Annotated in this window: 11 protein-coding genes and 1 pseudogene; 6 read left to right on the forward strand and 6 right to left on the reverse strand. The window is 62.2% G+C overall.

Translation table 11 applies throughout. The features are described from left to right. The first annotated feature begins 54 nt into the window (after positions 1 to 54). The 3 genes from NCT04_RS28320 to NCT04_RS28330 all read left to right on the forward strand — a co-directional run bounded on the left by NCT04_RS28320 (position 55) and on the right by NCT04_RS28330 (position 3039). The gene (locus tag NCT04_RS28320) at positions 55 to 1422 is read left to right on the forward strand and encodes an MFS transporter (protein WP_250469141.1); all 1368 of its coding nucleotides are present in this window, start codon (positions 55 to 57) and stop codon (positions 1420 to 1422) included. 12 nt (positions 1423 to 1434) lie between these two features. Then, complete coding sequence (locus NCT04_RS28325; RefSeq protein WP_244830991.1) at positions 1435 to 1878, forward strand: type II 3-dehydroquinate dehydratase; 444 nt, start codon at positions 1435 to 1437, stop codon at positions 1876 to 1878. Positions 1879 to 1941: 63 nt separating this feature from the next. After that, positions 1942 to 3039 carry a catalase family protein gene (locus tag NCT04_RS28330; protein ID WP_250469143.1) on the forward strand — a complete coding sequence of 366 codons (1098 nt, stop codon included), beginning with the start codon at positions 1942 to 1944 and terminating at the stop codon, positions 3037 to 3039. A gap of 40 nt (positions 3040 to 3079) precedes the next feature. Here the strand turns inward: NCT04_RS28330 and NCT04_RS28335 are convergent, their stop codons facing one another. Together NCT04_RS28335 and NCT04_RS28340 are read right to left on the reverse strand one after the other, a co-directional pair. Next, complete coding sequence (locus tag NCT04_RS28335) at positions 3080 to 4645, reverse strand: MFS transporter (protein ID WP_502800704.1); 1566 nt, start codon at positions 4643 to 4645, stop codon at positions 3080 to 3082. Further along, complete coding sequence (locus NCT04_RS28340; RefSeq protein WP_250469153.1) at positions 4642 to 5157, reverse strand: MerR family transcriptional regulator; 516 nt, start codon at positions 5155 to 5157, stop codon at positions 4642 to 4644. Before NCT04_RS28340 ends, NCT04_RS28335 begins: the two co-directional genes overlap by 4 nt. 277 nt (positions 5158 to 5434) lie before the next feature. Between NCT04_RS28340 and pssA the strand changes: the two genes are divergently transcribed. Continuing rightward, positions 5435 to 6064, forward strand: coding sequence for a CDP-diacylglycerol--serine O-phosphatidyltransferase (pssA, locus tag NCT04_RS28345; protein ID WP_244830987.1), 630 nt, complete (start codon positions 5435 to 5437; stop codon positions 6062 to 6064). Between the two features lie 14 nt (positions 6065 to 6078). On the opposite strand, the pseudogene NCT04_RS28350 reads toward pssA, so the two are convergent. Both NCT04_RS28350 and NCT04_RS28355 read right to left on the reverse strand, forming a co-directional pair. Then, positions 6079 to 7292: pseudogene (locus NCT04_RS28350) on the reverse strand (MFS transporter). 93 nt (positions 7293 to 7385) lie between these two features. Next, complete coding sequence (locus NCT04_RS28355) at positions 7386 to 8945, reverse strand: sensor domain-containing diguanylate cyclase (protein WP_250469162.1); 1560 nt, start codon at positions 8943 to 8945, stop codon at positions 7386 to 7388. A 216-nt stretch (positions 8946 to 9161) separates the two neighbouring features. Between NCT04_RS28355 and aroQ the strand changes: the two genes are divergently transcribed. Continuing rightward, positions 9162 to 9599 carry a type II 3-dehydroquinate dehydratase gene (aroQ, locus tag NCT04_RS28360; RefSeq protein ID WP_244830984.1) on the forward strand — a complete coding sequence of 146 codons (438 nt, stop codon included), beginning with the start codon at positions 9162 to 9164 and terminating at the stop codon, positions 9597 to 9599. Positions 9600 to 9674: 75 nt separating this feature from the next. Here aroQ and NCT04_RS28365 read toward each other — a convergent pair whose 3' ends face one another. Both NCT04_RS28365 and NCT04_RS28370 read right to left on the reverse strand, forming a co-directional pair. After that, entirely contained in the window at positions 9675 to 9836 is a 162-nt protein-coding gene (locus NCT04_RS28365) for a hypothetical protein (protein ID WP_250469165.1), read from the reverse strand. 88 nt (positions 9837 to 9924) lie between these two features. Beyond that, positions 9925 to 10164: a hypothetical protein gene (locus NCT04_RS28370; protein ID WP_250469167.1), complete on the reverse strand. Its 240-nt coding sequence runs from the start codon at positions 10162 to 10164 to the stop codon at positions 9925 to 9927. Between the two features lie 308 nt (positions 10165 to 10472). Here NCT04_RS28370 and NCT04_RS28375 point away from each other — a divergent pair, with 308 nt between their 5' ends. After that, the gene (locus NCT04_RS28375) at positions 10473 to 11885 is read left to right on the forward strand and encodes an amino acid permease (RefSeq protein ID WP_250469169.1); all 1413 of its coding nucleotides are present in this window, start codon (positions 10473 to 10475) and stop codon (positions 11883 to 11885) included. Positions 11886 to 11888 lie beyond the last annotated feature (3 nt).

The raw sequence follows: 11888 nt of genomic DNA on the forward strand, positions 1-11888 counted from the left end.
ATTCCCGGGTAAGCGAATGAACGTACACAGAGACACGCCCGAAGAGGAGACAAGATGCAATCGCACATGGAAGACACCGCGCACCAGTCGATGCGCACCCGAGCCGTCACGGCCGCCGCCATCGGCACGGCGCTGGAATGGTTCGACTTCACCCTGTACGGCGCGCTTGCCGCGACCGTGCTACCCAAGCTCTTTTTCCCCGCGATGGATTCGACCTCCGCGCTGCTCGCCTCGCTTGCCACCTTCGGCGTCGGGCTCGCGGCGCGGCCGCTCGGCGCGATCATCTGCGGGCATCTCGGCGACAAGCTCGGCCGCCGCAATCTCATGCTCGGCACCGTCACCGTGATGGGCCTCGCGTCCATGCTGATGGGCTTCTTGCCGACTTACGCGAGCATCGGCGTATGGGCGCCCACGCTGCTCGTGATCCTGCGTATCCTGCAAGGCTTTGCGCTCGGCGGCGAATCGACCGGCGCGCAATTGATGGCGATCGAGCACGCGAGCCCCGGCGCGCGTGGCAAATATTCGGGCCTCCTCGGTCTGTGCTCGCCGCTCTCGCAGATCATGGCGAACGGCGTGCTGCTTACGCTTTCATCGGCCATGTCGGCCGAATCCTTCGATGCCTACGGCTGGCGCATTCCCTTCGTCCTGAGCTTCGTGCTCGTGATGGTCGGCGTGTATATCCGCTTGCGCGTGGCGGAGACGCCCGCGTTCGTCGCCTTGTCGAAAACCGAAGTCGCGGATGTCGGCAGTCCCTTGCGCGACGCCCTGCGTCTTCACTGGCGCACCGTGCTGCGCTGGATGCTCTTCTTTTGCGGACCGGCGGCGATTTTCTATCTGATCGTCGTGTTCTCGCTGAGCTATGTGACGAAGACGCTCGGCGTGCCGAAGCAGACCGGCTTTTTGCTGCTGATGGGCGCGAATGTCTGCGCCATCGTGGGCGCGCTGGCGGGCGGCATGCTGAGTGACCGCATCGGAAGAAGGAAGGCGCTGGCAATCGGTTCGACGGCGACCTTGCTGATGCTTTTCGTCTACTTCCAGATTCTCGACACGAAAAGCTTCCTGCCGATGCTCCTCGCGATGGGCTTCTTCCTCGGCTTCACGCAGTTCCAGAGCGGCATACAACCGGTCGCGTTCGCCGAAGCGTTTCCGACCAACGTGCGCTACTCTGGCTCGGCGCTCGCCTATACCGGCGCGAACCTGATCGCGGGCGGCCCGATGCCGGTCGTCGCGGTCTGGCTCTTCGCGCTGTGCAACGGTTCGCCGTGGGGCGTCGTGGCGGTGTGCGTGATCTTCAACGTCATCTCGCTCGCGATGATCCTCACCGCGCCCGAAACGCTCGGCATCGACCTGAACCGTACCGATTCCACCGCTGAAGTGATCGGCGCGACGGCGCAGGCGCCGATGCAATCGAACACTCATTGACTCATCGACAACATGAAACCTCTCGTCTATGTTTTGAACGGCTCCAATCTGAACTTGCTTGGCAAGCGCGAGCCGCATTTGTATGGCACGACGACGCTCGCGCAAGTGCAATCGCGTTGCGAAGCGCTCGCCGACGAACTCGGTCTGCAATGCGATTTTCGTCAGACCAACCATGAAGGCGTGATGGTCGACTGGCTGCAAGAAGCGTTTGAAAAGGACGCATCGGTGGTCATCAACCCGGCCGGATTTTCATTCTCGTCGATACCCGTGCTCGACGCCGTGAAGCTTATTTCGAAGCCGCTCGTCGAGGTTCACGTGACGAATATTCATCGGCGTGACGAGCAGTATCGGCACTCGCTGATCTCGCTTGCGGCGCGTGGCGTGATCTGCGGTCTGGGCGTGCAAGGATACGTGCTGGCGATCCGCGCCGTGGACGAGATGTTGCGCGAGGGGTGAGCTAAAGCGCGTTGGTACGGGCGTTGCTGAGTAGCCAAACATACCAACGTCCCCGGAGTTCAAATGGATACGCGCGCCTATCAACCGTTGCCTTTCGATCCCTCGTTCGAACAAATCCCCGACGACGAAGCCGAGACCACGCAGCAACTCGCCGAAGCCATGCGTAGCATCACGGAGAAGACTTACGCCGATAGCGGTCACGCAATCCGCAGCGTGCACGCGAAGAGTCACGGGCTTCTGACCGGAGAGCTGCAAGTGGTCGATGGCTTGGCGCCTGAGCTCGCACAAGGCATCTTCGCGCACGGCGGCACGTATCCGGTGGTGCTGCGTTTATCGACGAATCCCGGCGATATTCTCGATGACAAAGTCTCGACACCGCGCGGCCTCGCGCTGAAGGTGATCGGCGTGGAAGGCGCGCGCTTGCCCGGGAGCGAAGGCGATGTCACGCAAGACTTGGTGATGATCAATGCGCCCGCGTTCACGGCGGCGACGCCCAAAGCCTTCCTCGGTAACCTGAAGTTGCTCGCCAAGACCACCGACAAAATGCCCGGCACGAAGCAGGCGCTTTCGGCTGTGTTGCGCGGCACGGAAGCGGTGATCGAAAAACTCGGCGGCGAGAGCGGCACGATCAAGAGTCTTGGCGGACATCCCGAAACGCATATTCTCGGCGAAACGTTCTATACGGCCGTGCCGCACCTCTATGGTCAGTACTTCGGGAAGATCAGCGTGGCGCCGGTATCGCCGGAACTGACCGCCTTGACGGATGCGCCCGTCGATCTCGACGATAAACCCAACGGCCTGCGCGAAGCCGTCAGCGATTTCTTCGCGGCCAATAGCGGCGAATGGGAAGTGCGCGTGCAGCTTGCAACGGATATCGAGAAGATGCCGATCGAAGATGCATCGAAGCGCTGGCCGGAAGATGAAAGTCCATACGTGACTGTGGCGCGGATTCGCGTGGCGCCGCAGACTTCGTGGAGCGATAGTCGCGCGGCCGCTATCGACGATGGCATGGCGTTCAGTCCTTGGCATGGGGTGGAGGCGCATCGACCGTTGGGCGGCGTAATGCGCTCGCGCAAGCCGGCTTACGAGATGTCGTCGCGCTTTCGTGGTGAGCGCAACGGCTGCCCGATGCATGAGCCGAAGGGATCGGTTGAAGCATGAAGGCTAAGGTTGGCGCGCGCGGCGAGTGTCGCGCGCTTCGTCAATTGATCTGCTTTTGCCAGAACGCCAGCGCGGCGCCGCAAAGCGCCACACCCATCACGAACCAGAAGCCGTCCAGCGAACTCAGAAAGCTCGCTTGCTGGGTCACCGCGCGGCCTATTTCCGCGAGCGCAAGTCCTTTTGCATCGGCGGCGTTTCGTCCCAGGGCCTCGAAGCCGCCTATCAGCCGTGCATACGTCTCCTGAAACACCGGATCGAATGGGTTGACCCGCTCCACGAGCCGCGTCTGATGCACGGCCGCGCGATGCTGTTCGAGAATGATCACCGTCGCCGTGGAAAACGACACCGTCAGTTGCTTGACGATGTTCTTGAAGCGATAACCATGGTTGAACTCCTCGATCGCGAAAATGCGGAACGTGATATTCGCCACCGGCAGCGCGATGAACAGCAGCACCATGCCGCGCAGCGTGAGCGGCGCGATGAGCCATGGCAGGCTGACATCGGGCGGCATGTTCACCATCCACACGCTGACGAACGCGGAGATTAGAAAGCCCGTGCCGATCAGCCACTTCTTGTGCGCGACGCGCGCCGAGTAGCGAAAGTACAAATAAGCCGCGGCAAGCGCGACGAGCGACGTGCAGCCTGTGAGCCTGCCGGCGTTCTCCACCGGATAGTGCAGCCCGCCTTCGAGAAAACGCGAGACAAGAAAACTGAGCGTGGTGTTCACGTAATAGAACGCGATATACAACATGATGCCCACGCGAAACGGCTTCTCGCGCAACGCATGCAAGCGGATGAGCGGCCGCGGATGATGCCACTGATGCCACACGAACCAGCCGAGCGCAAAAAGTCCCGCCGCCGTGAGCATGATGAGCAGCGGCGAGCTGCTGAAGAGTTGAAAGCGCACTTGCTGCATGACGATCTGCAACGCGCCTTGCGCAAACGCGAACATGATGTACGGCCAGAAATGCGCCTCGCCGCGCGCTTCGGGTTGCACGCGTCCGCTCGACGGCACGGCGAGCAGCACGAAGAGGCCGCACGCGGCTCCCGCTATCGCCGTGCTCGTGAATAGCGCACGCCAGCCAAACGACGCGACCAGATATCCGCCGATGAGCGGCGCAAGGGCGCTGCCGAGCAAGATCATGTTGAGAAACGCGCGCGTCGCTCGCGGACGTTGCTGCGGCGTGAAGCGCATCTGAATGAGGATGCGGCACGCGCTCATCATGGGGCCGATGAAGTAGCCTTGAAAGCCGCGCGCGAGCGCCAGTTCGAACGACGATTCGCACAGTGTCGCGGCTATCGCGCCGGCGGCAAACAGAAAGAGACTTCCGCCGACATACCGCCGGTTGCCAAGCCGCTCGATCCACCATTGCTGTTGCAGGATGCCAAGCACGGACGCAACCGCGTAGGCACTCGACGCCCACACGAGTTCGTCGGTCGATGAGTTGATGCCGCCCGCGATATAGCTCGTGAAGAAAGAGAAGATCGAGTTGTCGAAGTAATCGAGTCCGGTGGCAAGCGCGATGGCCCACGGAAACATGACGTCGCGAAGCGTGGCGGCGCCAAGCTTTGGTGCGGGTAAGCGTGGTAAGCGTGCTGCGGTCATTCGCCATCGACCTCTTGACTGCCTGGCTGGTTGCCGCGCTTCGTCTTTTTCTGCGCGGCCATACGCTCCTGAAACAAGTCTTCCTTGCTTTCTCCGGCGATTCTCCGCCGCAAGTAATCAAGGTCCGCGTTGAGCTCGCCGCGCACGGCTTGCGCTTCCTTGAGTTCACGACGCACGCTGGCAATCCGCGCATCGAGCGAATCGATTTGTTGCGACAACGCCTGTTCGATCTCGCGCAGCGAATCCGGCGAAAAACCCGTGCGTCCCGCGCCGAGCGTTTCCAGCGGGCGCTTGAGGATCTCGGTAATGCCTTGCAAGGAAAAGCCAAGCGAACGCAGCCGCAGAACGCGCGCGAACTTCTCCAGATCCTGTTCGCTGTACAGCCGGTAACGTCCCTCGCTGCGGTCCGGCGTGACGAGACCGCGCTCCTCGTAATACTTCAGCGTGCGCGGCGTGACCTGAAGACGCTCGGCGGCGTCGCGAATAGTCAGAAGCGCGGGCTTCGTCGTCATGTGAATGCACTCGCGGATACGTAAACGAGCCGATTATAAAGCAACGTGTACGTTCACGTTCAGGTTGAAGCGGCCGCGCGTCTTGCTATCGAGCATAGCCAGCCTCGGGCGAAGTTCAATCGTTTCTGTAAAAAATTTCGTGAATCGGCCAAAGTGGAAATAATCGGCGAAGATCTTTCGATTTCCGACGCTTTCTGCGCAAGCCATGGCCTCTTTGAATGATAGACTTGAGCAGTTTTTCAAACCATTAGGGACGTCGCGCCCTCACGAGTTCGCCATGAATACCAACAACACCGGCAAGAAACGTTTCTCGATGATCCGCGAGTTTCATCTGGCCGACTGGTTCACGCTGGGCAACGCGGTCTGCGGCACGGGCGCGCTGTTCTCGTCAATGTCCTATCTCGACGACAACGACGTCCTCCATATCTATCTTGCGTGCGCGTTGGTGTTCGCCGCGCTCGTCTTCGACGTACTCGATGGCCGTATCGCGCGCTGGCGCCAGAAGGCGTCGCTCTTGGGGAAAGAGCTCGACTCGCTCGCCGATGTGATCTCGTTCGGCGTGGCGCCGGCGGTCATCGGTTATGCGTGCGGCATGCGCGGCCTCTATGACCGCGTGATGCTCGCGTATTTCGTCGCGTGCGGCGTCTCGCGGCTTGCGCGTTATAACGTGACCACCGAGGAAATGTCGGCCGGCAGCGGCAAGGTCACGCACTTCGAAGGCACGCCCATTCCGACGTCGTTTGCCATCGTGTTGATGCTCGGCATCGCGGGCTGGTACAACGCGGTCGGCGCGAATCTCTGGTTCGGCGCGTGGGAATTCGCGGGCTTCACGCTGCATCCCTTGACGCTCGTTTATGCCGTCTCCGGCTCGTTGATGATCAGCCGTATCCGCATTCCGAAGCCCTGAGTGGCGAGCCCAGATCAGTGACCGCGCGCGGCGGTGTGTCGGCCGAGCGCGAGGTAATGCACCAACGCCACGAGCGGGAACGCCGTGGCGACCCATCCCACCAGCGTCCAGCCGCCGTGCTCGTAGAGCGGGCCCGCCAGTGCCGAGCCGCACGCGCCACCCACGAAGATACTCGTCATATACACGGCATTCAGCCGGTTCCGGCTCGTCGCATGCAGCGCGTAGATTTCGCGCTGGCCGAGCACCATGTTCATTTGCACCGCGAAGTCGAGCACCACGCCCGTGACGACGAGCGCGCCCACGCCCCATGCCGGATGAATCAACGCCGGAAGATACGCGAGCGCCGCAAGCGCCAGCGCGATGAAGGTGGCGCGCACGGTGTGACCGGCATCGGCGAGGCGGCCGGCGATCGGCGCGGAAGTGGCGCCCATCGCGCCGATCAATGCGAACAAGCCGATCTGCGTCTGCGTCAACCCGAAGCCGCGCGTGAGCTCGGCGGGTATGGCGGCCAAAAGAGACTGAACGAAGCGAACATCAGCCCTTGATACAGCGAGCGATGACGCAGCACGGGCATCGTGCGCACGAGATGGCCGAGCGAGGCGATCAGTTCGAAGTAAGTCGCCTGATGGCTCGGCTGACGGCGCGGAATGGTGAAGGCAAGCACGCTGGTCACGATGACCATCAGCACGGCGGCCGCGCCGAACATGGCGCGCCAGCCGAAGTGGCCCGCGACCACACTGGAAATCGGCCGCGAAAGCAGGATGCCGAGTAGCAAACCGCTCATGATCGTGCCGACGACCTTGCCGCGCGACTCGTCGGGCGCGAGATGCGCGGCGAGCGGAATCAGGATCTGCACCGCGACGGATGAAAACCCCACGAGAAGCGAGATGCAGAGGAACCAGACGGGATCGTGCGAGAACGCGGCGGCCGTCAAGCTCGCGATGGAAACGAGCGCGGTCACGATCATGAGCTTACGGTTTTCGAGCAGATCGCCGAGCGGCACGATGAAGAAGAGGCCGAGCGCATAGCCGATCTGCGTCAACGAGACGATCAGACTCGCGGTGCCGCCTTTCATGTGCAGATCGGGCGCGATGAGTTCGGTGATCGGCTGCGCGTAATACAGATTCGCGACGATGGCGCCGCAGCAAAACGCAAAAAGCGCGATCAGGCCGCGCGTGAGCTCGATGCGCCGCGCGCCATCGAGCCCGGACGATGCTGGTGTCGACATGGATGATCCCTGTGTGAAGCCGCAAGGATACGTGTTCGCGAAGCGGCTTGCAGGGCGCGGCGTTTTGAAAGGCGCATGCCGATGCGCGTTCGATCAACCTTCGCGATGCGCTTCCGCGTGCGCATCGACCTGAAACAGATCCTCGTCGCCTGCCGCGAACCGGTAGGTGCCGCGTTGCTCGCGCTTCGCTTCGTAGAGCGCCGCATCCGCGCGTTTCAGGGCGCTCTCGAACAACTCGCCGCGTCGCGCCAGCGCGATACCGACGCTCACGCCCACGCGCGCAATACCCCCATCGTCGAGTTCGTAAGGCGCCGACAGATCGCCAATGATGCGCCGCGCGAATGCCGCACCCGACGTTCGCGCAATGTAAGTCGCCACGATGGCGAACTCGTCGCCGCCGAGCCGCGCGACCAGCTCGCCGCGCCGCATCGCGTTACGCAGGCGGTCGGCGGCCTGGGTCAGCAGCTCGTCGCCCGCGTTGTGGCCATGCGTGTCGTTGACGCGCTTGAAGCCGTCGAGATCGACATACATCACCATGACCTTCTCGCGGCTCGCGCCGTTCGCCATCAGCCGTTCGGCGTGATCGCCGAGATAGCGGCGGTTGGGCAGTCCCGTGAGCGAATCGTGATGCGCCCAGTGCAGAAGCCGCGCTTCCGAGCGGCGCCGCTCCGTCACGTCCTCGATGATGATCACCGCGCTGCCGTCCGGCACCGCGTTACGGCAAAGTTCGAGTTGCCGGCCATCGGCGAGAGTCAGTTCGAGCGCGCCTTGCCCGTCTTTCAGCCACAGCGCGCAACGTTCGACCAGTTGCGCACGCAAGGTCTCGCCGAACTTCGCGAGTCCCGCATGGCCGATGAAATCCGGCAACGATATGTTCAGCCGCAACATCTCGACGGTCGAGCCGAACAGTTCCGCCGCCCGTCGATTGGCGATGATCACCTTGCCTTCCGCATCGACGGTGCAAAGGCCGTGCGGCATGTGGGCGAGGGCGGCGTCGAAGCGCGCGGCGAGTTCGGCGTGACGCTGCTCCGCGATCATCAGCGCGACGAGCGTGCGATAGTGGCGGCGCACGACCGAGCCCATCGCGCCGATATACAGGAAAAGCGGCGGCACGAGCATCCAGAAACTTCCGCCCGCGAGCAGCGCGCCAAAACCGATAGGCGCCGCGCCGAGGCAAATCTGCGCGCTGACGAGATACGGCGTGCCCGCATTGCGCGATGCGATGCCGCCGAGCAATCCCGCCGTCACCATGATCGCGAGCGCGGCCAGCACGGTATCGCCGGAGATGACGCAGGCCATCGCGCCGAGTCCCAGCGCGAGACACGCAAGGAGCGCGAAGGGCGCATAGCGCGCGGCCCAGGGCTCGGGATGCGGCGCGTCCGGGCGGCTCAACGCGCGATACCGGCACACGATACCGACGCGCGCCGCGAGCAACAGCACATCGGCGCCGAGCCAGAGCACGGTCCAGAGCGCATGCAGACGCAAGAGCGCGATCGTCGCGACGAAAGCGCTGGAAAGACCGGAGAGCAGAAGCGGCCGAATGTCCTCGACGAGGGTGGATAGCAGCGACGCGCGAATGGCCGCCGTGATCGGTCCGTCCGTGGTCGAAGGCGTGGCCAGAATGGAATCGCGCAAGGACGAAGTGGCTGACATACTGAGACCGGCTAAACGTTGTAGTTGCGCGGGAGAGCGGATGAATCGCCGTTAGCGCCGGTATACGCGTTATCGGCTGCCCGGTAACGAGCTTTAGCGCGCAACGCGCGACGCATGGCTATTGTCAGTGCGCGCCGCGGGTTGCAGAATCTGCGCATCGTCGAAAGCGAGGTTCGAGCTTTCCACGCTTCATTCATCCACCGAAAGGAATTCGTTATGGCAAAGATCCTCACGCTGCATGGCGTCAATCTCAACATGTTCGGCAAGCGCGACCCAAAGCAGTACGGCACGGCCACGCTCGCGCAGATCGACGAACAGTTGCAAGCGCTCGGCAAGGAACTGGGCGTCGAGGTGGAAAGTTACCAGACCAATATCGAAGGGGAGATGTGCGCGCGCATCCATAAGGCGTTCGAAGACAAGGTGGATGCAATCATCATCAACGCGGGCGCGTGGACGCATTACAGCTACGGTATTCGGGATGCACTCGCCATTCTCACCGTGCCTATCGTCGAAGTGCACATGTCGCATGTGCATGCACGCGAGGAGTTCCGTCACAAGTCGGTATTCGCGGAAGTCGCGAAGGGTCAGATTTCCGGCTTCGGCGTGGACAGCTATCTGCTCGGCTTGCGCGCGGCGGTGGCGGCAATCAAATAATTTATCGGCAGCGGCCGTTTGTCGGGCGACAACGGCCTGCCGTATTCGGACGCGGTACTTCGGGACCGCGCTACTTCAGGCCGTGTGGCTGAAATCCTTGATGCGCTCGGCAAGCGTGCGTTGGTCACGACGCACGCGCGCCGGCTTCATTTGCTGCGCCGCCGAGCCGCGGATGAACAGCACCGCGCAGATCGCGCAAATCGCCCACACAGTTGCGATGATCGTCAGGTAGTTCATGTTCTCTTCCAGATTCTTTGGGCTTGCGCGTCTAATTCCCTGATCGCGGACGGCTTCCACATGGAGCCGCCGCGCTTCTCTTTGGTGCTTAAATTTTCGATGCCGGTAGCGCGAGCAATCGGCCGATGGTCAGTTGCGCCAGTTCTTTCTGTTCGGTGATGGAGACCGCGTCTTGCGCCGAGGCGTCGCGTCCGGCGAGCAGCTTGCCCGCGAGGCGCATGATGTTTTCCGACGCCGCCTGCAGCGTGCTCAAGAGTTCCGCTTCCGAATCCGCTTTCGAACCGATTACGCGATGCGGTGCCGCGTTGCCTTCCATCGTCTGAAACATGTCGACTTCCCCGTTGAGTGCATGAGATGAATTTTGCGGTCGCGGGTGCCGAATCAATCCTCCGAACAAGCCCTGATTCCGGCCTCAAATCGTTTGCGCGGTAGGCCTAAAGTTGCCGGGAACGGCGAGCAAGGTCCGCCCGATAAGGCTCTGCGGCGGCCAGGCGGTAGAATCGCGTTTCGTCCGCTTCGCTGGCCAAAACGATAAAAGCAACGTTTGCGTGTCATTCGGACAAAAAAACAACAGTGGGCCGCTTTGCGGCTCAAAAGAACCCTAGGGGTTTTCGCGCAGTTCAGGCAGGCATCGACATGGCTTCAGGCACTTCACAGACAGAACAGGCAGTACAGGCATCGCAGACGACACTCCGCCGAGGACTCAAGAGCCGGCATATCCAGTTGATCGCGCTTGGCGGCGCAATTGGCACCGGGCTCTTTTTGGGTGTCGCGCAGACCATCCGGCTCGCGGGGCCGTCCGTGCTGCTCGGCTATGCCATCGCCGGGCTGGCGGCGTTTTTCATCATGCGGCAGTTGGGCGAGATGGTCGTCGATGAACCGGTGGCCGGCTCGTTCAGCCATTTCGCTGCACGTTATTGGGGCAACGCGGCGGGCTTCATCTCCGGCTGGAACTATTGGGCGGTCTACATTCTCGTGAGCATGGCGGAGCTGTCGGCCATCGGCATCTACATGCAGTATTGGTGGCCGATGCTGCCCGCGTGGGTGTCGGCGCTCGTGTGCTTCGCGCTCGTCAACGCCATCAATCTGACGAGCGTGAAGTCATACGGCGAGATGGAGTTTTGGTTCGCCATCGTGAAGGTCGCGGCCATCGTCGGCATGATCCTGTTTGGCGCGTATCTGCTGATCTCGGGTCACGCGGGGCCGCAAGCGAGCGTCACCAACCTGTGGAAGCTCGGCGGCTTTTTTCCCTATGGCGTGAGCGGGCTCGTCATGTCCATGGCCGTCATCATGTTTTCGTTCGGCGGGCTCGAACTCGTCGGCATCACGGCAGCGGAAGCGGAAGACCCGTCGCGCAGCATTCCGCGCGCGACCAATCAGGTCATCTATCGCATTCTCATCTTCTATATCGGCGCGCTTGGCGTGCTGCTTTCGCTGTATCCGTGGGACAAGGTCGTGACGGGCGGCAGTCCGTTCGTGTTGATCTTCCGCGAGATGAACAGCGGCCTCGTCGCGAACGTGCTCAATGTGATCGTGCTGACGGCCGCGCTCTCGGTCTATAACAGCGGCGTCTATGCCAACAGCCGCATGCTTTACGGTCTCGCGCAGCAAGGCAATGCGCCGCGCGCCCTGTTGCGGGTGAGCGCGCGCGGCATTCCGCTCGTTGCGCTCGGCGTGTCGGCGCTCGTCACGGCGGCTTGCGTGCTCATCAATTACTTCATTCCGGGACGCGCCTTCGAATTGCTGATGGGTCTCGCGGTATCCGCGCTCGTCATCAACTGGGCGATGATCAGCATCATCCATCTGAAGTTCCGCGCTAGGAAGCGCGCGAGCGGCTCGGTGACGGCGTTCCCGAGCCTCGGCTATCCGCTCACGAACTATCTGTGTCTTGCATTCGTCGCGGGCATAGTCTGGGTGATGTTCGAGACGCCGGGCTTGCGGCTCTCCGTCTGGCTGATCCCGATCTGGCTGGCCGTTCTCGGAATCGGCTACTATCTCGGAAAAAGGAACGGCAGCGCGGGCCAATCGCGCCGCGCGCCGACTCGCTGAACT

The organism is Caballeronia sp. GAFFF2, from assembly GCF_023631485.1.
Lineage (GTDB): Bacteria > Pseudomonadota > Gammaproteobacteria > Burkholderiales > Burkholderiaceae > Caballeronia.

Coding starts and splice junctions, on each gene's coding strand:
- NCT04_RS28330 (WP_250469143.1), top strand. CDS start 1,942: ATGGATACGCGCGCCTATCAACCGTTGCCTTTCGATCCCTCGTTCGAA.
- NCT04_RS28340 (WP_250469153.1), bottom strand. CDS start 5,157: ATGACGACGAAGCCCGCGCTTCTGACTATTCGCGACGCCGCCGAGCGT.
- NCT04_RS28370 (WP_250469167.1), bottom strand. CDS start 10,164: ATGTTTCAGACGATGGAAGGCAACGCGGCACCGCATCGCGTAATCGGT.
- NCT04_RS28355 (WP_250469162.1), bottom strand. CDS start 8,945: ATGTCAGCCACTTCGTCCTTGCGCGATTCCATTCTGGCCACGCCTTCG.
- NCT04_RS28325 (WP_244830991.1), top strand. CDS start 1,435: ATGAAACCTCTCGTCTATGTTTTGAACGGCTCCAATCTGAACTTGCTT.
- aroQ (WP_244830984.1), top strand. CDS start 9,162: ATGGCAAAGATCCTCACGCTGCATGGCGTCAATCTCAACATGTTCGGC.
- NCT04_RS28365 (WP_250469165.1), bottom strand. CDS start 9,836: ATGAACTACCTGACGATCATCGCAACTGTGTGGGCGATTTGCGCGATC.
- NCT04_RS28375 (WP_250469169.1), top strand. CDS start 10,473: ATGGCTTCAGGCACTTCACAGACAGAACAGGCAGTACAGGCATCGCAG.
- NCT04_RS28320 (WP_250469141.1), top strand. CDS start 55: ATGCAATCGCACATGGAAGACACCGCGCACCAGTCGATGCGCACCCGA.
- pssA (WP_244830987.1), top strand. CDS start 5,435: ATGAATACCAACAACACCGGCAAGAAACGTTTCTCGATGATCCGCGAG.
- NCT04_RS28335 (WP_502800704.1), bottom strand. CDS start 4,645: ATGACCGCAGCACGCTTACCACGCTTACCCGCACCAAAGCTTGGCGCC.